This window comes from Paraburkholderia sp. UCT70 (assembly GCF_050434085.1).
Lineage (GTDB): Bacteria > Pseudomonadota > Gammaproteobacteria > Burkholderiales > Burkholderiaceae > Paraburkholderia > Paraburkholderia tuberum.
Map to the genome: position 1 here is coordinate 528862 of NZ_JBNPVZ010000002.1, position 20687 is coordinate 549548.

General features: G+C 64.7%; 18 protein-coding genes and 1 pseudogene. 9 read left to right on the forward strand and 10 right to left on the reverse strand.

All coding sequences use genetic code 11. From position 1 onward, the window contains the following. The first annotated feature begins 238 nt into the window (after positions 1 to 238). Positions 239 to 550 carry a hypothetical protein gene (locus tag OKW41_RS04705; RefSeq protein ID WP_184036295.1) on the forward strand — a complete coding sequence of 104 codons (312 nt, stop codon included), beginning with the start codon at positions 239 to 241 and terminating at the stop codon, positions 548 to 550. 188 nt (positions 551 to 738) lie between these two features. Here the strand turns inward: OKW41_RS04705 and OKW41_RS04710 are convergent, their stop codons facing one another. The 3 genes from OKW41_RS04710 to OKW41_RS04720 form a co-directional block, all read right to left on the reverse strand. Then, positions 739 to 1047, reverse strand: a complete 309-nt coding sequence (locus tag OKW41_RS04710) for a DUF4148 domain-containing protein (RefSeq protein WP_184072160.1) — start codon at positions 1045 to 1047, stop codon at positions 739 to 741. A 196-nt stretch (positions 1048 to 1243) separates the two neighbouring features. Further along, positions 1244 to 2338, reverse strand: a complete 1095-nt coding sequence (locus OKW41_RS04715; RefSeq protein ID WP_429571720.1) for an aldose epimerase family protein — start codon at positions 2336 to 2338, stop codon at positions 1244 to 1246. Between the two features lie 33 nt (positions 2339 to 2371). After that, on the reverse strand, positions 2372 to 3592 hold the full coding sequence (locus OKW41_RS04720) for a XylR family transcriptional regulator (RefSeq protein WP_090808461.1): 1221 nt from the start codon (positions 3590 to 3592) through the stop codon (positions 2372 to 2374). A gap of 270 nt (positions 3593 to 3862) precedes the next feature. Between OKW41_RS04720 and xylA the strand changes: the two genes are divergently transcribed. From xylA to OKW41_RS04750, 6 genes are all read left to right on the forward strand, one after another. Then, entirely contained in the window at positions 3863 to 5185 is a 1323-nt protein-coding gene (xylA, locus tag OKW41_RS04725) for a xylose isomerase (RefSeq protein ID WP_429445058.1), read from the forward strand. 130 nt (positions 5186 to 5315) lie between these two features. After that, entirely contained in the window at positions 5316 to 6344 is a 1029-nt protein-coding gene (gene xylF / locus OKW41_RS04730; RefSeq protein WP_429445060.1) for a D-xylose ABC transporter substrate-binding protein, read from the forward strand. A gap of 95 nt (positions 6345 to 6439) precedes the next feature. Further along, positions 6440 to 7999 (forward strand): D-xylose ABC transporter ATP-binding protein, encoded by a 1560-nt coding sequence (gene xylG, locus OKW41_RS04735; RefSeq protein ID WP_429445062.1) that lies wholly within the window; start codon positions 6440 to 6442, stop codon positions 7997 to 7999. Then, positions 7996 to 9195, forward strand: a complete 1200-nt coding sequence (locus OKW41_RS04740; RefSeq protein ID WP_429445064.1) for a sugar ABC transporter permease — start codon at positions 7996 to 7998, stop codon at positions 9193 to 9195. The genes xylG and OKW41_RS04740 overlap by 4 nt, the downstream gene beginning before the upstream one ends. Positions 9196 to 9486: 291 nt before the next feature. Further along, complete coding sequence (locus OKW41_RS04745) at positions 9487 to 11757, forward strand: molybdopterin cofactor-binding domain-containing protein (protein WP_429571721.1); 2271 nt, start codon at positions 9487 to 9489, stop codon at positions 11755 to 11757. A 55-nt stretch (positions 11758 to 11812) separates the two neighbouring features. Further along, a complete protein-coding gene (locus tag OKW41_RS04750) occupies positions 11813 to 12274 on the forward strand; it encodes a (2Fe-2S)-binding protein (RefSeq protein ID WP_429571722.1) in 462 nt (153 codons plus the stop codon). A 214-nt stretch (positions 12275 to 12488) separates the two neighbouring features. On the opposite strand, the gene OKW41_RS04755 is transcribed toward OKW41_RS04750, so the two are convergent. The 6 genes and pseudogenes from OKW41_RS04755 to OKW41_RS04780 form a co-directional block, all read right to left on the reverse strand. Further along, positions 12489 to 14066: an efflux transporter outer membrane subunit gene (locus OKW41_RS04755; protein WP_429571723.1), complete on the reverse strand. Its 1578-nt coding sequence runs from the start codon at positions 14064 to 14066 to the stop codon at positions 12489 to 12491. Beyond that, positions 14063 to 15070 (reverse strand): efflux RND transporter periplasmic adaptor subunit, encoded by a 1008-nt coding sequence (locus OKW41_RS04760; protein WP_429571724.1) that lies wholly within the window; start codon positions 15068 to 15070, stop codon positions 14063 to 14065. The genes OKW41_RS04755 and OKW41_RS04760 overlap by 4 nt, the downstream gene beginning before the upstream one ends. Beyond that, complete coding sequence (locus OKW41_RS04765; RefSeq protein WP_018424227.1) at positions 15067 to 15276, reverse strand: DUF1656 domain-containing protein; 210 nt, start codon at positions 15274 to 15276, stop codon at positions 15067 to 15069. The genes OKW41_RS04760 and OKW41_RS04765 overlap by 4 nt, the downstream gene beginning before the upstream one ends. A 69-nt stretch (positions 15277 to 15345) precedes the next feature. Then, positions 15346 to 17448: an FUSC family protein gene (locus tag OKW41_RS04770; protein WP_429571725.1), complete on the reverse strand. Its 2103-nt coding sequence runs from the start codon at positions 17446 to 17448 to the stop codon at positions 15346 to 15348. 6 nt (positions 17449 to 17454) lie between these two features. Beyond that, on the reverse strand, positions 17455 to 18159 hold the full coding sequence (locus OKW41_RS04775) for a MarR family winged helix-turn-helix transcriptional regulator (protein ID WP_429571726.1): 705 nt from the start codon (positions 18157 to 18159) through the stop codon (positions 17455 to 17457). A gap of 254 nt (positions 18160 to 18413) precedes the next feature. After that, a pseudogene (locus tag OKW41_RS04780) lies at positions 18414 to 18888 on the reverse strand (ATPase domain-containing protein); the annotation flags it as partial. Between the two features lie 227 nt (positions 18889 to 19115). On the opposite strand from OKW41_RS04780, the gene OKW41_RS04785 reads away from it, so the two are divergent. Then, a complete protein-coding gene (locus OKW41_RS04785; RefSeq protein WP_429445079.1) occupies positions 19116 to 19556 on the forward strand; it encodes a hypothetical protein in 441 nt (146 codons plus the stop codon). A 13-nt stretch (positions 19557 to 19569) separates the two neighbouring features. On the opposite strand, the gene OKW41_RS04790 is transcribed toward OKW41_RS04785, so the two are convergent. Then, positions 19570 to 20187 carry a histidine phosphatase family protein gene (locus tag OKW41_RS04790; protein WP_429571727.1) on the reverse strand — a complete coding sequence of 206 codons (618 nt, stop codon included), beginning with the start codon at positions 20185 to 20187 and terminating at the stop codon, positions 19570 to 19572. 269 nt (positions 20188 to 20456) lie between these two features. On the opposite strand from OKW41_RS04790, the gene OKW41_RS04795 reads away from it, so the two are divergent. Continuing rightward, positions 20457 to 20678, forward strand: coding sequence for a CbtB domain-containing protein (locus OKW41_RS04795; RefSeq protein WP_184011521.1), 222 nt, complete (start codon positions 20457 to 20459; stop codon positions 20676 to 20678). Positions 20679 to 20687 lie beyond the last annotated feature (9 nt).

Genomic DNA, 20687 nt, shown 5'->3' on the forward strand with positions numbered 1-20687 from the left:
AGCGGCTCCCTCGTTGAGGGGAAAACGCCGCGCCAACTGTTGCGCAGGCGAATCGGCATTCACCAGGGGAAAGTCTATGTCCGTATCGAAACCGTGGTTGATGATATTGGTGGCGACTTTCACAGACGTTTCCAATAATTCAAAATGACGACAGGCGAAGAAGCCGGTTCAGAGATGCGAAGGGCCGCGTGGGAAGACGGCATTCGCGACGAGGTCATTTCCCCAAAGGAGGCACAACATGAACATCGCGACCCAGATGCGGTCGATCCCTGCCGTGTTGGTGCTCACGCTCGTTGGCTGCGCCGCGGGCGGCGGGAATGGCGGCGCGCAAACGCATCTGAGTGCAACGCAATGCCGCGATCTGACCGACCTCAGGAACAAGGCACCGGCCACGCACCAGCGGAGCATGAGCGAACTGACAGCGCTGCAGCAAGCGGGCTACCACCCTGAACGACGCTTTGATCCTGACTATCCGGCGAGTCTCGAGCGCGCGCAGAGGCAGGTGGACATCTGGTATCAGGCGGAATGCCCGCAGGCGCGGGCTGGGTGAATCTGCCGCGGCGTCAGAATTGGCGGTACGTTGTTAGTGCCGCATAAACGTAAAGAGCGGGCGCATGCCTTGAAAACATGCGCCCGCTTCATATCGGTTCGAAACGGCGAAAACCGCAAAGAGGGGAAAGGGCCGTTAACTCAAGAATCTTTCCTCGCTACGGACATTCGCCATACGTTCGCGACTCGTCACTGACCGTCCGGATTGACCCACATCGGATGATGGCCCGCTTGCGATGATCCGCCCATCGACGACCCATAGCCAGACGTGTCGCCTTGGCCCTTCGCTTTCATCGCGGAGACGCGTGCCTCGGCCGCCTGGATGTCCGCGGGATACTGGGCATCGAGCACGATGGCCGGGTTATAGCCAATCTGTTCGAGTTGCTGCACCTCTGCCTTGACTTCGGCCCGCGTGATCGGCTGTTCCGATTGCGCGAACGACGCGACCGGCGCAGCGATCAGGGCCGTAAGCGCAACTGCCTGGATAAGCGATTTCATGATGTTTCCCTCCGTAGTTGTCTGTCTATCCAGCACCGCTGCGATACCGGTGCCATAAGCGCAGTCTAGAGGGGGGCGAACTTGGGGAAAACCACTAGCCGACTAATTCAGTATTGCAAAGAACGGGTAGTCGGCGAGCTGTAATCTCGCCGTCGCTGGTTCTCGTAAAACAGCGCAAAAGCGGCCGTAAATCTGGTCACACACCTTTGCGCACATCGACGCGATAACTCGTGATTTGCCGATAAGTATCTCCGGGTCGCACGATCACTTCGTTCTGCCCGGTCATATTGACCTCGTTCGGGAAACCGCCCGCCTCGAGGCACAAGCCGGCGTGCCGTTGATAGCGGACACCGCCGCGTCCCGGGTTGCCGTTCAAAGCGTTGCCCGTGTAAAACTGCAAGCCCCGCTGATCGGTCGCGACGGTCAGTTCGCGTCCACTGCCCGGATCGTATGCACAGGCGACTTCGCGCAGCGGCGGCGCGTGGCCGTCGTTGCCCTTCATCGCGTTTGCCGGCGCCTCGCGCAGCACGTAGCAATGATCGAAGCCGCCGGCGCGCGCGAGTTGCGCGTGCGGCCAGTCGAGCCGGCCGCCGATCGGCGCGCTCTGCCGGAAGTCGAATGCGTTGCCCGCGACGTCGGCGAGCTTGCACGGAATCATCGTCGCGTCGACTTCGAAAAAGCGCTCGGCGTCGATCGACAGCACGTGGCCGCGAATGTCGGTACCCGCGCGCCCGGTCAGGTTGAAGTACGGATGGCTCGTCAGATTGAGCGGCGTCGGCGCGTCGGTGATCGCTTCGTAGCCGATCGTCAGCGTGCCGTCGTCGTCGAGCGAATAGCGTACTTGCACCTTCACGTTGCCCGGAAAACCGGCATCGCCTTCGGGCGACTCGAGCCGCATCAGCAACGCGCCGTCGTCCTCGGCGACCTCCCACAACGCCCGATGAAAACCGACCGTGCCGCCGTGCAGCAGATTCGGACCTTCGTTGCGATCGAGCGTGTACTCGATGCCGTCGAGCGAAAAGCGCGCGCCCGCAATGCGATTCGCCCAGCGGCCGATCAGTCCGCCCATGTAGGTCGAGGCCGCCACGTATTCGGCGGGCGTGTCGTGACCGAGCAGAATATCGCCGAGACGTCCGGCGCGGTCCGGTGCGTGCCACGAAACCAGCGTCGCGCCGAGGTCGCTGATGGCGACTTTCATGCCGTGCGCGTTGCGCAACGTGTAAAGCCGTACGCGATCGCCGCCCTGCAGCGTGCCCCACGGCTCGGAAGAGAGTTGTGCGATGCTGATCATGTGGTCAGTGCGAAGAAAAAATAGAAAGCATGCTCAGCCAGCGGTTTTGGTCTTCGGGCCCACGCGCTCCTGGTATTCGCGCGGCGTGCAGCCGAGTTCGCGGCGAAATACCGCGTACATGTATTGCAGCGACGTGAAGCCGCAACGGATCGCGACTTCCGCGCTCGACGCATCGCGTTTCGCGAGCAGCGACTTCGCGACGTCGAGCTTGTGGCGCAAGATCTCCTGATGCACGGTGCACTGACGCTCGCGCCGGAAATACTCTTCGAGCGACGAACGCGACACGCCCACATAGTCGGCCACCTGCTCGGTGCGGATGCCCTGGCACGCGTACTGGCGAATGAAATGGCGGGCGCGCATCACGTAAGGACTCGCGAGCGGCTGATGCCGCGTCGATTCGAGCACGTTGATGCCGACCGGCGGCACCAGAATGCGGCGCCCCGGAAAGCGCGCGCCGTGCAGCATCTGATGCAGGATGTGCGCGGCGGTACGGCCCATTTCCTCGGTGCCCTGGATCACCGACGACAGCGGAATGCGCGTCAGCGTACGCGTGAGCGGATCGTTGTCGATGCCGATGATCGCGACTTCCTCGGGCACCGGAATGCCCGCGATCAGACATGCCTGCAGCAAATGCCGCGCACGCGCGTCGGTCACCGCGATGATGCCGACCGGCTTCGGCAGTTGCCGCAGCCAGGTGGTCAGCTGTTCGATGGCCTGGTTCCAGGACGGCGCGCTCGTCGACAGACCGCGATAGATCTCGCTATCGATCTGCGCCGCGCTGCGTCCGTCGGCGCTGCGCAGATGCGCGAAGGCGAGTTCGCGCTGTTGCGCCCAACGGTTTTCCTGCGCCTGCGGCAGGCTGTACAGCGCGAAGTTTTCGAGGCCCGCGCCGATCAGGTGCGTGTACGCGAGCGACACGAGCTTGCTGTTGTCGGTCGCGATATAGGGTAAATCCGGGGGGTACTGCGTCGGATCCTCGTACGACGAACCGACCGCGACCACCGGTAGTGGACAGTCGCGCAGGGCTTCGTCGACGGCGGGATCGTCGAAGTCCGCGATGATGCCGTCGCCGTCGAAGCGCTGGATACCCGCGAGCCGGCAGCGGAAGTCTTCTTCGAGGAAGAGATCCCATGCGACGCGCGTCGACAGAAGGTAGTTGCCGATGCCGGTGATGATCTCGCGATCGTAGACCTTGTTCGCGTTGAACAGCAGCGCGATGCGATGGGTTGTCTGAGGTGCTTGTGGACGGGTCATGGCGGTGAGCGGCGGGTGGATCGATGGACCACGCGCCTTTGTCTCCATTGTGTCGGGTGCCTGGGAGCAACCCCGTTTTTAAGCGTCTGGTTATTCTAGGCGCCGAATCGCGCGACGGCAGTAAACAAACGCGCGGGCGGTAAGAAACATCAAGCGCGCTGCGCAATTTCGCAATTGCCGGCACATCGTGCAAGCGGCAGCATGGCGTCACTTTGTCGGCCTGCGCGGCTTCTCGCGTGGGTTGCAATGCAGCACACATTGGAGACGCCGATGTCCTACTTCGAACACATTCCAGAGATTCGTTACGAAGGCCCGCAATCGGACAACCCGCTCGCGTACCGTCACTACGACAAAACGAGGAAGGTACTCGGCAAGACGCTCGAGGAACATCTGCGTATCGCCGTCTGCTACTGGCATACCTTCGTATGGCCCGGCGTCGATATCTTCGGTCAGGGCACGTTCCGGCGGCCGTGGCAGCAACCCGGCGACGCAATGGAGCGGGCGCTGCAGAAGGCCGACGCCGCGTTCGAATTCTTCTCGAAGCTCGGCACGCCGTACTACACGTTCCACGATACCGACGTCGCGCCCGAAGGCGCGAGCGTGAAGGAATACAGCGAGAACTTCCTGCGCGTGTCCGACTACCTCGCGCGCAAGCAGCAGGATACCGGTGTCAAATTGCTGTGGGGCACCGCGAATCTGTTTTCGCATCCGCGTTACGCGGCCGGCGCCGCGACCAATCCGAATCCGGAGGTTTTCGCCTTTGCGGCGACCCAGGTGCGTCATGCGCTCGACGCGACGCTGCGCCTCGGCGGCGAAAACTACGTGTTGTGGGGCGGCCGCGAAGGCTACGACACACTGCTGAACACCGACCTCGTGCGCGAGCGCGAGCAGTTCGCGCGCTTCCTGCACATGGTGGTCGAACACAAGCATCAGATCGGTTTCAAGGGCGCGCTGCTGATCGAGCCGAAGCCGCAGGAGCCAACCAAACATCAGTACGACTACGACGTCGCGACCGTGCACGGCTTCCTGCTGCAGCACGGCCTCGACAAGGAGATTCGCGTCAACATCGAGGCGAATCACGCGACGCTCGCGGGGCACTCGTTCCATCACGAGATTGCGACCGCATTTGCGCTCGGCATCTTCGGTAGCGTCGATGCGAATCGCGGCGATCCGCAAAATGGCTGGGATACCGACCAATTTCCCAACAGCGTCGAGGAACTCACGCTGGCCTTCTACGAGATCCTGCGCCACGGCGGCTTCACGAGCGGCGGCATGAACTTCGATGCGAAGGTGCGGCGCCAGAGTGTCGATGCGGAAGACCTGTTTTATGGCCACGTCGGCGCGATCGACAACCTCGCGCTCGGCCTCGAACGCGCCGCGGTGCTGGTCGAAAACGAGCGCCTCGAGCAGTTCAAGCGGCAACGCTACGCGGGCTGGGATGGCGAGTTCGGCCGCAAGATCCTGTCCGGCGACTACTCGCTGTCGACGCTTGCGGCGGACACGCTGGCGCGCGATCTGAATCCGCGGCATGTGAGCGGGCAACAGGAACAGATGGAAAACATCGTAAATCAGGCGATTTATAGCGGACGTTGAATAAAGATCGCGCGGCCACGTCGACCGCGCGCACCAGCAAGCTGTGGGTTGTCGCTTGTCCGAGTCTGCGGCTCGCAGCGCAGACCGATACGTCCGGTATTCCGGCTATCACTACATAAAGGAGACATCAATGAAATTCGCAATGCGTCGTAACGTCCTGAGTTCGCTGTTGTGCGGCGCGGTACTCGCCAGCCTGTCGCTCGCCGCGCCGCTCGCGCACGCCAGCAAGGCTCATCCGGAAATCGGCTTCTGTATCGACGATCTGCGCGTCGAGCGCTGGTCGCGCGATCGCGACTATTTCGTCGCCGCGGCGGAAAAGCTCGGCGCGAAGGTGTCGGTGCAATCGGCCGATGCGAGCGAAGAGCGTCAGATCTCGCAGATCGAAAACCTGATCTCGCGCGGCGTCGACGTGATTGTGATCGTGCCGTTCAACTCGAAGACGCTCGGCAACGTCGTGGCCGAAGCGCGCAAAGCGGGCATCAAGGTAGTCTCGTATGACCGCCTGATTCTCGACGCCGATATCGACGCCTATATCTCGTTCGACAACGAGAAGGTCGGCGAGATGCAGGCGCAGGGCGTCTATGACGTGCGGCCGAAGGGCAACTACTTCCTGCTCGGCGGCGCACCGACCGACAACAACGCGAAGATGCTGCGCCAGGGCCAGCTGAAGGTGCTGCAACCGGCGATCGACAAGGGTGACATCAAGGTGGTCGGCCAGCAGTGGGTGCCGGAGTGGAGCGCATCGACCGCGCTGCGCATCATGGAAGACGCGCTGACCGCGAACAACAACAAGATCGACGCAGTCGTCGCGTCGAACGACGGCACCGCTGGCGGCGCGATCCAGGCGCTCGCCGCGCAGGGCCTCGCGGGCAAGGTACCGATCTCGGGTCAGGATGCCGACCTCGCTGCCGTGAAGCGCGTGGCGGCCGGCACGCAGACGATGACGGTCTACAAGCCGCTGAAGCTGATCGCGGGCGAAGCAGCGAAGCTGTCGGTCGCGCTTGCCAAGGGTGACAAGCCGGCGTTCAACGCGCAATACGACAACGGCAAGAAGAAGGTCGATACGGTGCTGCTGCAGCCGACCAAGCTGACGAAGGCGAACCTCGACACCGTCGTGAGGGACGGCTTCTACACGCAAGAGCAACTCGCGAGCAAATAACACGGAGACGGGCCCTATGTGAACGCCACGCTCCCGGGTCATGGCGCCCGGGAGCGTGATCGAACATCGGCCCAACTTGCAGCGAGACATAGCGAATGACGCAACCTCTTCTGACGATGCGCGGCATCGTCAAAGCTTTTTCCGGCGTGAAGGCGCTCGACGGCATCGATCTGACCGTATCGCCGGGCGAATGCGTGGGCCTGTGCGGCGAAAACGGCGCGGGCAAATCGACGCTGATGAAGGTGCTGTCCGGCGTGTATCCGCACGGTACGTGGGATGGCGAAATAACCTGGGAAGGCGAGACGCTGAAGGCCGCGAGCGTGCGCGACACCGAACGCGCGGGCATCATCATCATCCACCAGGAACTGATGCTCGTGCCGGAGTTGTCGGTCGCGGAAAACATCTTTCTCGGCAACGAAATCACGCTGCCCGGCGGCCGCATGAACTACGCGGCGATGTATCAGCGCGCCGACGAACTGTTGCGCGAACTCGGCATCAGCGGCATCAACGCCGCGCAGCCCGTGATGAACTACGGGGGCGGCCATCAGCAGCTGATCGAAATCGCGAAGGCGCTGAACAAGCGCGCGAAGCTGCTGATCCTCGACGAACCGTCGTCGTCGCTGACCGCCTCCGAAATCGCGATTCTGCTCGATATCGTGCGCGATCTGAAACGGCGCGGCATTGCCTGCGTGTACATTTCGCACAAGCTCGACGAAGTCGCCGCCGTCTGCGACACGATCAGCGTGATTCGCGACGGCCGTCATGTCGCGACCGAGCCGATGCACGCCCTGACGACCGAGCGGATCATCTCGCTGATGGTCGGCCGAGAGATCAAGAACCTGTTTCCGCGCGAGCCGCATCCGATCGGCGACGTGATCTTCGAAGCGCGCAACGTGACCTGTTTCGACGTGACGAATCCGCGCCGCAAGCGCGTGGACGACGTGTCGTTCTCGTTGCGGCGCGGCGAAATACTCGGTGTCGCCGGGCTCGTCGGCGCGGGCCGCACCGAACTGATGCAGGCGATTTTCGGCGCGTATGCAGGCATCAGCGAGGCGCACGTCATGCTCGACGGCAAGCCGCTGAAAATTCGCGCGCCAATCGACGCGATTCGCGCCGGCATCGCGATGGTGCCCGAGGATCGCAAACGCCACGGCATCGTGCCCGGCATGAGCGTCGGTCATAACATCACGCTTGCGGTGTTGCAGCGTTTCGCGTCGGGCGGACGTATCGATTCCGCGGCCGAACTCGACACGATCCAGACGGAAATGAAGCGGCTTTCCGTGCGCGCCGCGAATCCGATGTTATCGATTGCAAGTCTGTCGGGCGGCAATCAGCAGAAGGCCGTGCTCACGCGAATGCTGCTGACCAACCCGACCGTGCTGATTCTCGACGAACCGACACGCGGCGTCGACGTCGGCGCCAAATACGAGATCTACAAGCTGATCTTCCAGCTGGCGCAGCGCGGCATGTCGATCGTGATGGTGTCGTCCGAATTGCCGGAAGTGCTTGGCATCAGCGACCGAGTGCTCGTGATCGGCGAAGGCGAGTTGCGCGGCGACTTCATCAACGACGGTCTCACGCAGGAAGACATTCTCGGCGCCGCGATCCGCCCCGTGCACCTATCTTCGAACCCAACCGCAGCGAGTGCCGCATGACTCCCGAAGTAACTTCCCAACGCACCGACAACGCCGCGCCGCGAGGCGCATTCGGCGGCACGCAACGGATCCAGCAACTGTTCGCGCGCTACAAGATTCTCGCGCTGCTGATTGCCGTCGCCGTGATCTGGATTTTCTTTTCGGCGCTCACGCACGGCGCGTTCGTCACGCCGCGCAATCTGTCGAATCTACTGCGGCAGATGTCGATTACCGGCATGCTCGCGTGCGGCATGGTGTTCGTGATCATCGCCGGTGAAATCGATCTGTCGGTCGGTTCGCTGCTCGGTTTGCTCGGCGGCGTCGCGGCGATTCTCGACGTGAACCGGCACTGGCCGATCGGCGTGACGATTCCGGTCGTGTTGCTGCTCGGCATCGCGGTCGGCGTGTTCAACGGCTGGTGGTCGACGTATCGGCGCGTGCCGTCGTTTATCGTCGGGCTCGGCGGCATGCTCGCGTATCGCGGCATTCTGCTCGGCATTACCGGAGGGTCGACGATCGCGCCGGTGTCGGACAGCTTCGTGTTCGTCGGCCAGGGCTATCTGCCGCGGCTCGCCGGCGACACGCTCGCCGTCGTGCTGTTCCTGCTGCTGGCATTCCTGACGATCCGCCAGCGCGCGAATCGGCAGCGTTATCAGTTGCGCGTCGTGCCTTTCTGGCAGGACGTCGCGAAGGTGATCGGCGCAGGGGCGATTCTCGCCGGCTTCATCGCGATGCTCGACAATTACGGCGGCATTCCGGTGCCGGTGTTGCTGCTGCTCGCGCTGCTCGGGGTCTTCACATGGATCGCGACGCAGACCGTGTTCGGACGCCGCATCTACGCGGTCGGCTCGAACCTCGAAGCGACGCGGCTGTCGGGTGTCAACACCGACCGCGTGAAGCTCGCGATCTTCGCGCTGATGGGGCTGATGTGCGCGTTTGCCGGCATCGTCAACACGGCGCGGCTCGCGGCCGGTTCGCCGTCGGCGGGCTCGATGGGCGAACTCGACGCGATCGCCGCGTGCTTTATCGGCGGCACCTCGATGCGCGGCGGCTCCGGCACCGTGTATGGCGCGCTGATCGGCGCGCTCGTAATGGCGAGCCTCGACAACGGCATGTCCATGCTCGACGTCGACGCGTACTGGCAGATGATCGTGAAGGGCGGCATCCTCGTGCTGGCCGTGTGGATCGACGTGGTGTCGGGTTCGAACCGCCGTTGATCCGGTCGCATGATCGCCTGATTGAATCAAGCGCAGGGTTCGCGGTGTGCCGGCGGTGACTTACGCCGGCACACCGCCGCCTCTGCGCGGACGCAGTTAATGAAACACCCCACGACTTTCCCCCGCCGTTTTCAGTCCCCGCCTTCCCACGCCGCACGGCCGCTCGAGGTTCACGCGCGCATTTAAGTCTCACGCTCGCCGATTCGTCTTATTACTATTCGCAGACAAAGACGGGGTGCATCGGCGCTGTCGCCGCTTTCCTACCATCGAGCCAGCCGAGCGAGCCATGCCATGTTGACGCGCAGAACCTTTCTGCTTGGCGGCGCCAGTGCGTTGGGCGGGCTGCTGGTCGGCTGGGCCGTGCTGCCGCCGCGGCAGCGCCTGATGACGTCGACGCCGCTGCCGACGCAAGGCACTCAGGTTGGGCTAAACGGCTGGGTCAAGATCGACGCCGACAACCGCGTGACGATCATGGTGCCGAAGGCCGAAATGGGGCAGGGCATCCATACGGGGCTTGCGATGCTGCTCGCCGAGGAGCTCGACGCCGACTGGCCGCAGGTGCAAGTCGAAGCGGCGCCGATCGACCGGATCTACAACGCGGTGCAGGGTATCGTCGACGATCTGCCGTTTCGCCCCGACGACGACAGCTACATCCGCCGCGGCACCGTGTGGATCACGAGCAAGGCAGTGCGTGAGATCGGCACGATGATGACGGGCGGCTCCTCGAGCATGAACGATCTCTGGACGCCGATGCGCGAGGCCGGCGCGTCGGCGCGTGTGATGCTGATCGAGGCGGCGGCCGAACGCTGGGACGTGCCGGTCCGCGAATGCCGCGCGGAAAAGGGCTACGTGCTGCACCCGTGGGGGCACAAGGCGACGTTCGGCGAGTTGTCGTCGATGGCCGCGCGCCAGCCGCTGCCGCGCAGCGTCGTCCTGAAGCAGCCGGCCGACTTCAAGCTGATCGGCCAGCCCGTGCGGCGCATCGAAGCCGCGTCGAAAATCGACGGTGCGGCGCGCTTCGGCATCGACGTGTTGCCCGACGGTTTGGTCTATGCGAGCGTCGTGATGTGTCCGACGCTCGGCGGCACGGTCGCGCATTTCGACGCGACGCCCGCGCAAAAGATGCGGGGCTTCATCAAGGCGTTCGCCGTGCCGCCGTACGCGGGCGGCACCGGCGGCGTGGCCGTGATCGCGGACAACGCGTTTCGCGCGATGAGCGCGGTCGAGGCGATCAACGTGACCTGGCATGACGGCGCGGCCGCGAAGGTGTCGAGCGCGGCGGTAGACCGCCGCCTCGTCGAGACGCTCGACCATACGGACGGCCACGTGTATTACCACGTCGGCAACGTCGACAACGCGATGAGTCGCGCGGCGCGCACGATCGAAGCGGTCTATCACGCACCGTATCTCGCGCATGGCGCGGTCGAGCCGCTGAACTGCACGGTGCAGGTCGCGGACGGCGCAGCGACCGTCTGGGTGTCGACGCAGATGCCGCGGCTGGCGCGGCATCATGCGGCGAAAGTGCTCGGCCTCGACGTCGATCTCGTCGATGTACAGACGCAGCTGTTGGGCGGCGCGTTCGGCCGGCGCCTCGAACTCGATTTCGTCGCGCAGGCCGCGGCGATCGCGCGCGAGGCCGATGGCCGTCCGGTGCAAACCATCTGGTCGCGCGCGCAGGACTTCACGCACGACTTCTACCGGCCCGCATGCGCAGCATGGTTTCAGGCCGGCTTCGACGAGCACGGCAAGCTGGTCGCCTGGCACGCGAAGTCGGCGGGTCAGGCGATCGTGCCGGATGCGCTCGCGCGTTACTACGGCGTGCCGCACATCCCGATCGACAAGACCACCTGCGAAGGCGCGTTCGATCAGCCCTACGAGTGGCCGGCCGCGCGCGTGTCGCACAAGATAGTCGAATTACCGGTGCCGATCGGCTTCTGGCGTTCGGTCGGCCACTCGCATCAGGCCTTCTTCACCGAGAGCTTCACCGACGAAGCCGCCGCCGCGGCCGGCCAGGACCCGATCGCGTTTCGCGCGATGCTGCTCGCGCAGCATCCGCGTCATCTGGCGGTCCTGAAGCGTGTCGAGAAGTTGTCCGACTGGGGGCGTCCGCTAAAACCCGCCGCCGATGGCGCGCGTCGCGCTCGTGGCGTCGCGTTGCACGAGGCGTTCGGCAGCGTGGTCGCGCAGGTCACGGAGGTGTCGATCGGCGCGAACCGGCAGATTCGCGTGCATCGGGTGGTGTGCGTAATCGATTGCGGCTTGCCGGTGAATCCGAATCTGATCCGTCAGCAGATGGAAGGCGGCATCGTGTTCGGGCTGTCGAGCGCGTTGCAGAACGAGATCACAATCGTCAACGGCCAGGTGCAGCAGAAGAACTTCGTGGACTTTCCGGTCGTGCGGATGAACGGGTGCCCTGCGATCGAAGTCGACATCATGCCGAGCCAGTTGCACCCGCAAGGTGTCGGCGAGCCGGGCGTGCCGCCGATCGCGCCGGCGGTGGGCAATGCGGTGTTCGCACTGACGGGGCAGCGTTTGCGGACGCTGCCGTTGCGGCTTGCATGACGGACGGTGGATGAGCAAAAGCTTGCGGTGTAGCGCGGCGACTCAGGAGGCAAGCATGGCGGTACTGAATATCAACGGACGCAAGGTGAAGGTCGATGCCGATCCGGACATGCCGCTGCTATGGGTGCTGCGCTGCGATCTCGGCATGACCGGCACCAAGTTCGGCTGCGGCGTGGGCATCTGCGGCGCGTGCACGATCAATCTCGACGATGCCGCGTGCTTCGCGTGCCAGACGTTGATGTCGAGCCTGCATACGCAGAAGATCACGACGATCGAGGGTTTGCAGGGACGCGAATCGCAGGCGCTGAAGGCCGCGTGGATCGAACTCGATGTGGTGCAGTGCGGCTATTGCCAGAGCGCGCAATTGATGGCGGCTTGCGCGTTGCTGAAGCACAAGCCCGATCCGACCGATGCCGACATCGACGACGCGATGACGCCGGTGGTGTGCCGTTGCGGCACGTATCCGCGGGTACGGGCGGCGATACATCAGGCGGCGGCGAAAGTGCGGAACAGCTAGCCGCTCTTGCGCGCCGCCGCCCGCCCAACTCGATTAGCCAACATTTCGACCACCGCAACCACCGCGGTGAAGATACCGATGCATCCGCCCAACGTGACTACACCCTGCATGAATGGCGACATACGAGACCCCGTAGCGTGAAGTGGTGTCACGTATTTAACCGAAAGTGAAAGCAAAAAGAAAGATTCTAAAAAATAAATCGTAAGACGACCGATCAAGGCGCTTTCGCAGTTGCGGCCGTCGACGCTCCCGACTTCGCGGACGGCTTGGCCGCGACAGGTGTTGCCTTCAGCTGCGGCCGCGTTTCACCCGGCGTGCTTTGCCCGCCAACTTCCCACCCGCCGCCCAGCGACAGGAACAGATTGACCTGATCGATCGCCACCTGGCCCTCCGCCGCCGCGAGCTGCGACTTCGCGGCCGTCAGCGTGCGCGTCGCGTCGAGATCGGAGATGAACGACTCGCGCCCGGCGCGATACAGCCGATGCGTTTCATCCGCCGATTGCGCCGCCGACGTCAGCGCCGCGCGCAGCGATTCGGCGCGCGCGTAATCGGACGCGTAGGTCGCGAGGTTGGTCTCGGTTTCGCGCAGCGCGGTCAGCACCACGCCGTCGAACTTCGCGAGCGCGACCTGGCTCGACGCTTCGGCTTCGTGGACCCGTTGGCGCGCGCCATTGGTCGGGAAGGTCCAGCTGATCAGCGGACCGAAGGCCCAACGCGCTGTCGGCGAGGTGGGAATGTCTTCCAGAATGCCGGTGAAGCCCGCCGACGCGCCAATGCTGATGCTCGGATAAAGCGCTCCGGTCGCGACGCCGATGCGCGCCGTCGACGCCGCGAGCTGACGCTCGGCTTCGTGCACGTCCGGGCGTCGCCGCAGCAGCCCGGCGCCGTCGCCGATCGGAATCGGCTGGTGGATTTGCGGCAGCCGGTCGCAGGCGAGCACGGCCGGCGGCAATTGCGACGGCGCCTGGGCGAGCAGCATCGCGAGCCGGTATTGTGCGATCTTGCGGCGCGCGGTGTAGCGCGGAATGTCGGCCGTCAGAGTCTCGACCTGAGTCTGGCCGCTCGTGACCGCGGTCTGGTTTCCGCGTCCCGCGTCGCGCAGACGGCGCGACACGTCCACGCGCTCCTTCTGTAGCGCGAGCGATTGCTGCGCGATGCGCAGCTCCTCGGCCGCCGAGCATTGTTCGACGTACGAGCGCACCACGTCCGCGACGACAGTGATGCGCGCGAGGTCGCCCGCGGCTTCCACGGCCTCGGTGTCCGCCGCCGCCGCCTCGACGCCGCGGCGCAGCTTGCCGAACAGGTCGATTTCGTACGAGACGTTGATGCCCATGTCACCCAGGTTGGCGACCGGCAGTTTCTCGAAGAGCAGGAATTGCTCGGCCGATTCCTGCGCGCGCTGGATCGCCACCGACGCGTTGCCCGAAAAACCGCCCTGCGCTTGCGCTATGCCCAGCGCCTCGCGCGAGCGCGCGAGATTCGCGGTCGCGACGCGCAGGTCGGTATTCGATTTCAACGCCTGGTCGACCAGACCGTTCAGCACCGGATCGTCGTACAGCTTCCACCAGACGGTCGGCAGATTGAGGGTTGACGTCAGCTTGGGATCGGCGCCCTCGATCGCTCCGTTCGCGAGCGGGGCATTGACGAGCGCCTGTTTCGGCAGCGTGTAGTTCGGCCCGACGTTGATGCAGCCGTTCAGCGCGACGGTGAGCGGCAACAACGGCAGCAGCGGCAGCAGTGGCAGCAGCGGCAAGCGCGGCGCCAGCGAGGACAAGGTACGCACGAACTTCATTGCGACGCGCCCGACGGTGCGGTGCCCGACCCAGCGGACCCGGACGCCACCGACGAACCCGGCGCCACCGGCGCAGCCGAAGCGGCGACCGTGCCAGATGCGCCACCCGTGCCCGACACGGCTCGTCTCCTGAGCGGCGACAGGTCACGCACCGACACCGTCGCGGTACGCCCCGCGATCAGGCGGAAATCAGCCGGCACTTCATCGAGCGCGACCCGCACCGGAATGCGCTGCGCGAGCCGCACCCAGCTGAACGCCGGGTTCACGTTCGGCAGCAGATTGGCGCTTTGCGTGCGGTCGCGGTCTTCGATACCGGCGACGATGCTCTGCACGTGCCCGCGCAGCGGCTTCGGCTCGCCCATCACGATGATGTCGACCGGCTGGCCGATGTCGATGCCGCGCAGCTTGGTTTCCTCGAAGTAGCCGTCGACGCGGAACGAATGCATGTCGACCACCGCGACCACCGCGCGGCCGGCCGCGACGAATTCGCCGGCGCGCGGCGCGCGGTCGTTCAGATAGCCGTCGACCGGGCTTTTGATCCTCGAGCGCTCGAGGTTCAGCTTCGCGGTGTCGATCGCGACGTTCGCGTCGGCGAGCGCGGCTTCGCCCGCGTCGACGCGCGAACGGCTTTCTTCGAGTACTTCGGCGGCGACGAGGTTGCCGAGCTGACGATTGCGCGCGTATTCGCGGCGCGCCTGATCGAGCGTCGCGCGGCGCTGCTGCGCCGTTGCCTCGGCCTGTCGCAATGCGAGCGTGTAGCGCGCCTGATCGATCCTGAACAGCACCTGGCCCTCCTTGACCTGCTGGTTGTCCATGACCTCGACCGACGAAATCAGCCCCGACACGTCGGGCGCGACCTGGATCACATCGGCGCGTACGCGCCCGTCGCGCGTCCACGGCGCGAACAGGTAGTAGTCGACGAGTTTCCACAGCACGAATGCTGCGACCACTACGACGATCAGGGTCAGCAGGATCTGACCGACGGAGAACCAGGTTTTTTTCACGTTATTAGTCTGTGCGAAACGACGACGACAAGGCCCAGCACCAGCACATAGACACCGAGATCGAAGATGGAGCGATGCCAGACGAAGCGGTAAAAGCCGGTGTAATCGAGCGCGGTGCGAATGCCGAGGTTGATCAGATACGCAATCAACATCAGCACCAGCACGGCCGGTACGAACACGCCGAAGATATCGATTTCACCGATCATCGCGGGAACTGGGAAAAGGGGGGGCGGGGTGGGCAAGCGGGCGCAAGCAGGGGCGCAAGAATGGGTGCGTCACGCGGCGGCCTCCGGTTCGGTCGGCGTTGGTTTCGTGAGGGTCGCCGGAAACAGCGAAAGACGCAAGCCGACCAGCGCGTGCAGCGCATCGCGCAACTGACGCGCCGAGGTCTTCGAGGTCTCGGTCGGCGCCGCGGCGTTGGCGAGCCCCTGCGCGGTGACGCGCGCGACGGCCACGTCGATCAACGACATCAGGCTGTCCGGCACCGGCTCGCGGTGGCGTCGATCGATGCAGCTCTCGTAGTATGTACGCACTCCATCGAGGACATGGTCGATCGCGCCGGCCGTTTCGCCGCCGAGCTTGCGTGTGAGGCGGCGCAGGTCCAGCGCGTTGAACCCGATGCGCAGATCGCGGAAGCTCTCGATCGACGGATGGCGATAATCGTCGGTGGCCGCGAGGCGCGGGATCAATTGCATCAGCCGATCGAGCATGCGCGCGGCGAGATTGCGCGGATCTTCGATCGGCCGCGTCGACGCGGTCAGCGCGACGTCGGCCCAGCTCGAGCGCAACAGGCGCGCCGCGGCCAGCTCGGCGCCGAATGGGCGCGTTGCACGGGTCCACAGGTATGCATAGAGCAGGCCGGAGAGGCCCGCGAGGTTTGCGTTCAGGAACGTCAGGAAGTTCGCGTCGTACGCGTCCTGAATGCTGATGAAGGTGGCCGTGTTCACCGCGACCAGCACCGTCACCATGTTGAACTGCGGACGCGGAATCAGCGTGCCGACCAGAATGAACGGCGCGGCGAACAGGACTACCAGCATCGGGAAGTCGTGCACCTGTGGCAGCACGACGAACAGATAGAGACCCGCGGCCACGACGGCGACGCCAGTCGCGAGGAAGAAGCGGAACACGAACGGCGCGGGCTCGTCGAGCGCGGCGAAGAAGCAGCAGGCGACCGCCGCGAGCGTGACCGCGCTCGCGCCGTCGTTCCAGCCCGAGCCGATCCACAGCGCGCACGCGAGCACCACAGCCGCGGCCGCCGACACGGCCGCGAACAGCATCATGCCGCGATCGTAGAAGCGCGCGGTGCCGCCGAGTCGCCAGTGACGGAAATGCGGCCGCCACGAACCTTCCTCGCGCGTGATGATGATGCGCAGCGAGCGGCAGTCTTGCCACACGTCGATCACTTGCCCCAGGCGCCACAGTGCATTCGACAGCAGCGCGCCGTCCCAATGCGTGAGCGCGGCGGCGGGCGGGTGCATCGCGGCGACGCGCGCGCGCAGCGCGTTGGCGGTCTCGTCCGCGTGATAACCCTCGCTCGGCGCGGGCAGCGGTTGGTTGAACCACTTGATGACGTCGTCGATCAGCGTCTGAAGTCCTTCGGGCCAGTGTTGCGGGCCGTTGTTGTAGAGCGCGAGCAGCGGATCGGCGAGCGACGACATGATCGGCAGCAGCAGTTGCATGCGGCCACGTAGTTCATGCGCGCGCGCGAGGACGTCGGGCCGCGTGTGATCGTAGGCGAGCTGGCTCAGCAGCAGTTCGAGACCGTTGATCGTGCTCGCGAGTCGTTGCCGAGCGCCGGAAATCGCCGAGCTTGCGATGCGGCCCGACAGCGTTTCGGTCGCGTAGAACGCGGCGTCGCGAAACCATGCGTCGGTGCGCTCGATGATCGTCGGCGCGAGCCGGCTCGGAAACACCGCGCTGCCGACGATGCTCGCACAGACGATGCCGAGAATGATCTCCTCGGTCCGGCTCACGGCGAGATCGAAGACGCCGGTCGGATTCGTCACCGACGGCAGCGCGATGATCGGCATCGTATAGGCGGCCAGCATGAACACGTAGCTGCGCGCGGTGCGGTCGGACACCGCGAGGTAGAGCATCGTGCCGGTCCACGCCGCGACGATCACGCTGAACAGGTACGGCGATTCGACGAACGGCGGCACCAGCAGCACCGCGCCCGACGCGCCGAGCGCAGTGCCCAGCGCACGATAGATCGCCTTCGAGCGGGTCGCGCCGACGAACGGGTTCGACACGATGTAGACGGTCGCCATCGCCCAGTACGGCCGCGGCAGTTCGAACGCGAGGCCGATGTAAAGCGCGAGCATGGCCGCGGCGAACGTTTTGACGGAAAACAGCCAGTCGCGGAGAGTGGGATAGACCATAAACCGTTACGCGGAATCTGCGTTGTGCGGCGCGGTGGCTCGCGCGCCGCGCTTGGTGGACTTGCGCGCCTTGGCGGTGCCGCGTGATTTGCCGGCCGTTTTGGCAGCGCTTTTGCCGCTCGTCCGTTTGACCTTGCTGGCAAGCGCCTCGCCTTTGGCGGGCTCGCGCTTCGCCGACGAGGTGCGCTTCGTGGCCTCGTGCCTGACCGATTCCGGGCGCACGGGCTGCGCGCGTTCGTGACGCGTGTCGCGCTCGACGCTTCCCGGTTCGGCGCGTCCAGCGGCATCGGCCGTGAATGCGTCGAGCACGCGCAGGGCGGCTTCGAGATCGTCGCGCGATACGCCTTTGAGCGCCTGCGCGCGCAACTTGACCAGCTCCTCTTCCATCTTCGCGGTGACGGCGCGGCCTTCGTCGGTCAGTACGACGGTCTTCGCGCGGCGGTCTTCGGGATCTTCGTCGCGGCGCATCAGGCCGGCCGCGCACAACTGGTCGAGCAGCCGCACGAGGGACGGCCCCTCGATGCCGATGTGATCGGCGAGCGTGACCTGACGCACCGCCGAGCCGAGCCGGCTCGCGGTCAGAAGCGGCGTCGCGCACGCTTCGGATACGTTGAAGGCCGCGAGCACACCATGACTCGTGCGCCGCCACTTTCTGGCGGCGACGACCAGCGTGCTGCTGACGGTGCGGCGCAGGGCATCGAGATTCGACATGGCCGGTATTGTATTTCCAAAATATTCGTTAGCAAACTATTGAATTGGAAATCGTGGCCGAACCGGAGGAGTCTGCGGCGCGAATGCGACAGCGGCATTAAATCGGTGGCCAGGAGGTGGGTTTACAGAATCGTTGGGTGTGCAGTGCGCCGCGATTTAATGGGCATTTTGATGCAAGTGGTCTACTTGATTTACTTGAGCTTGATTCAGGCGAGCAGCCGAACGGTGCGAGGATGAGGACGCTGCTCCATCGCTCACTGTCCTGACGTATCGATCAGATGGTTCGTCGCGCCGAGCATCGCGGTGCTGCCGCGATACAAGGGCAGCCCCGACAGCACGCCCTCGAAGTCGCGCAGCGCTTCGCCGACCTCGACGCCTTCGGTGCCGAGGCGGAACTGGCGGATCGTGCGTTCATGATCGTTCGCGCGGCTCTTGACGGCGGTTATTGCCGTCAGCACTTCGCCGTGGTGCTCGAAATAGCGGAACAGGTATCGTGAAACGGCTCAGATCCCGACCATGGCTCGCGCCGATCGCGAGCAGTTCAGCACGGGTTTCGGACAGCGCGATATAAAGGCCGGTCTGCCCTTCGTGCAGGCCCTTGAGTAAGAATTGCAACGCGAGGGTGGTCTTACCCGTGCCTGGCACACCCTCCACGAGGTACATGCGGTTCGGCGTAAGACCACCGCCCAGGATGTCGTCGATGCCTTCGATGCCCGACGATATGCGGGCGGGGGTAGGGGCGGCGGTAGTGGTCGACATGATGGTTGAGATGACGTCGGCAGTGGCTTTGATCGAAACGGGCGCGATGTCACGGCCGGTATGGCGCTACGCAATTTGTGTGCCGTCGTGCATTGCCTGCGTGCTCGGGCCTCGCGCGCATGGGCATGAAGCGTGCTGTTAAAGGTGGCTCGCTGCGAGTTGTTCTTCAGCAGCACTTTGGAAGCTTCACGCACACCATGAAAACCTATCGACTTTCCGCTATCGCGCTTACCGCGGCATCGCTCGTTGCGCTGCTGCCGGTCAGTGCATCCGCCGACGATAGCCCCAGACCTTGCGGTGCGCTCAAACGGATCGTGGCCGCGGCGCCGGACGGCTTCGCCTCGCTGACACCCGACGACGGCAAAGGCGTTGCGCAACCTTATGGCGATGACGCGCAATGTTCGGCCGCGCATCGAAGTTTCCAGTGCACGTGGACGCCGCATCAGGCGGCGGGCTCGAACGCGGATGCATTGGAAGCGGTCGCGGCCGACGTCGCGTCCTGCCTGCCCGATGCAACGCACGATCAGAATTCGCCGGGACGTCAGCACTTTTATCTCGGCGCGAAGGATCGACGCACCGAAATCACGCTGACGCCCGAGGGGGCCAACCGGTTGCGGCTCGTGGTGTCGGGCAGGTAAGCGGCGGTGCCGTTCAGGCGGTGGCGGGCCACCACGACCAGCCGCGTCGCGAGTGGCGTAATTCGACGACCGACAGCGGCGCGATCTCGATGCGACAGAACACGGTTGGCGATGCGCCGAGGGCGTGCACGATTGCCGCTCGCAGCAGAGTCGCGTGGGTGATTGCGACGATGGTTCGACTGTGCGCAAAGGCCGCGAAGCTTGCTTCGTTGACGGCATTGCATGAACGCACATCTGCCTGCTGCGCGTCGAGCCATTCTCCAACCCGCTGCACGAGTTGACCGAACGATTCGCCGCCGGGCGGCGCGGCGTCGGGCTCGCGTATCCAGGCGGCGAGTTCGCGGGGCGTTTCGTCGGCAATGTCCGCGAGGCGCTGGCCGCGCCATTTGCCATAGTCGATATCCGCCAATGCGTCGGCAGGCGTGGCGCTCAGACCGAGAGCGGCGGCCGTTTCGCGCGCGCTGGCGGCGGGGCTGGTGAACACGGCGCCGTCGGCGGGAAGCGCGAGACGCGGTCGCGCCGCTTCGGCTTCGGCGCGACCGCGCGCGTCGAGCGGATCGTCGGCAGGGAAGCGGCCCGCGCGCTGCGCGGCCGTTGCCGCGTGGCTCACCAGTAGTAGTCGCGTATCCATTTTCTTTGCGTTGGCGCTCCATTTGCACTTGCCTGCGAGGTTTCATCGGTTCGCGGCGAGCGTTGCGAGGTAACCCTCGCCGTCACGGAAGCCGCAGTTTAGCGCGTAGAATGGTGGCACTGCGAAGCACGGAAGCCGGTGAGAGCCCGGCGCGGTCGCGCCACTGTAATCGGCATTGCAATCCACAAGAGCCGAAAGCCAGACCTGAGCTTCGCACCATTCCTCTGCAATCGACTTTCGGGGCGCGTCACCCCCAGGAGATGTCCATCATGACCGAAGCTGTTCTTGATCGCGCTGCGCAACCGGCGGCCCAACCCACTCCCATTCCTTTGCGCGAACTGCTGCCGTGGGTCGTGTTCGGCGGCTTGCTGCTGTTGCTCGCGCTTTACTTCGTTGGTGCGGAACAGGGCGCGACGTCGCTCGTGCCCGGCATGTACGTGCATGAGTTCGTGCACGACGGCCGCCATCTGCTCGGCTTTCCCTGCCACTAACGGAGTTCG

What these genes read in the sequence shown, in the direction of transcription:
- OKW41_RS04720 (WP_090808461.1), bottom strand. Translation starts at nt 3,592, where the DNA reads ATGACCCGTCCACAAGCACCTCAGACAACCCATCGCATCGCGCTGCTG.
- xylF (WP_429445060.1), top strand. Translation starts at nt 5,316, where the DNA reads ATGAAATTCGCAATGCGTCGTAACGTCCTGAGTTCGCTGTTGTGCGGC.
- OKW41_RS04755 (WP_429571723.1), bottom strand. Translation starts at nt 14,066, where the DNA reads ATGAAGTTCGTGCGTACCTTGTCCTCGCTGGCGCCGCGCTTGCCGCTG.
- OKW41_RS04775 (WP_429571726.1), bottom strand. Translation starts at nt 18,159, where the DNA reads ATGTCGAATCTCGATGCCCTGCGCCGCACCGTCAGCAGCACGCTGGTC.
- OKW41_RS04740 (WP_429445064.1), top strand. Translation starts at nt 7,996, where the DNA reads ATGACTCCCGAAGTAACTTCCCAACGCACCGACAACGCCGCGCCGCGA.
- OKW41_RS04770 (WP_429571725.1), bottom strand. Translation starts at nt 17,448, where the DNA reads ATGGTCTATCCCACTCTCCGCGACTGGCTGTTTTCCGTCAAAACGTTC.
- OKW41_RS04795 (WP_184011521.1), top strand. Translation starts at nt 20,457, where the DNA reads ATGACCGAAGCTGTTCTTGATCGCGCTGCGCAACCGGCGGCCCAACCC.
- OKW41_RS04765 (WP_018424227.1), bottom strand. Translation starts at nt 15,276, where the DNA reads ATGATCGGTGAAATCGATATCTTCGGCGTGTTCGTACCGGCCGTGCTG.
- xylA (WP_429445058.1), top strand. Translation starts at nt 3,863, where the DNA reads ATGTCCTACTTCGAACACATTCCAGAGATTCGTTACGAAGGCCCGCAA.
- OKW41_RS04750 (WP_429571722.1), top strand. Translation starts at nt 11,813, where the DNA reads ATGGCGGTACTGAATATCAACGGACGCAAGGTGAAGGTCGATGCCGAT.
- OKW41_RS04705 (WP_184036295.1), top strand. Translation starts at nt 239, where the DNA reads ATGAACATCGCGACCCAGATGCGGTCGATCCCTGCCGTGTTGGTGCTC.
- xylG (WP_429445062.1), top strand. Translation starts at nt 6,440, where the DNA reads ATGACGCAACCTCTTCTGACGATGCGCGGCATCGTCAAAGCTTTTTCC.
- OKW41_RS04790 (WP_429571727.1), bottom strand. Translation starts at nt 20,187, where the DNA reads ATGGATACGCGACTACTACTGGTGAGCCACGCGGCAACGGCCGCGCAG.
- OKW41_RS04745 (WP_429571721.1), top strand. Translation starts at nt 9,487, where the DNA reads ATGTTGACGCGCAGAACCTTTCTGCTTGGCGGCGCCAGTGCGTTGGGC.
- OKW41_RS04785 (WP_429445079.1), top strand. Translation starts at nt 19,116, where the DNA reads ATGAAAACCTATCGACTTTCCGCTATCGCGCTTACCGCGGCATCGCTC.
- OKW41_RS04715 (WP_429571720.1), bottom strand. Translation starts at nt 2,338, where the DNA reads ATGATCAGCATCGCACAACTCTCTTCCGAGCCGTGGGGCACGCTGCAG.
- OKW41_RS04710 (WP_184072160.1), bottom strand. Translation starts at nt 1,047, where the DNA reads ATGAAATCGCTTATCCAGGCAGTTGCGCTTACGGCCCTGATCGCTGCG.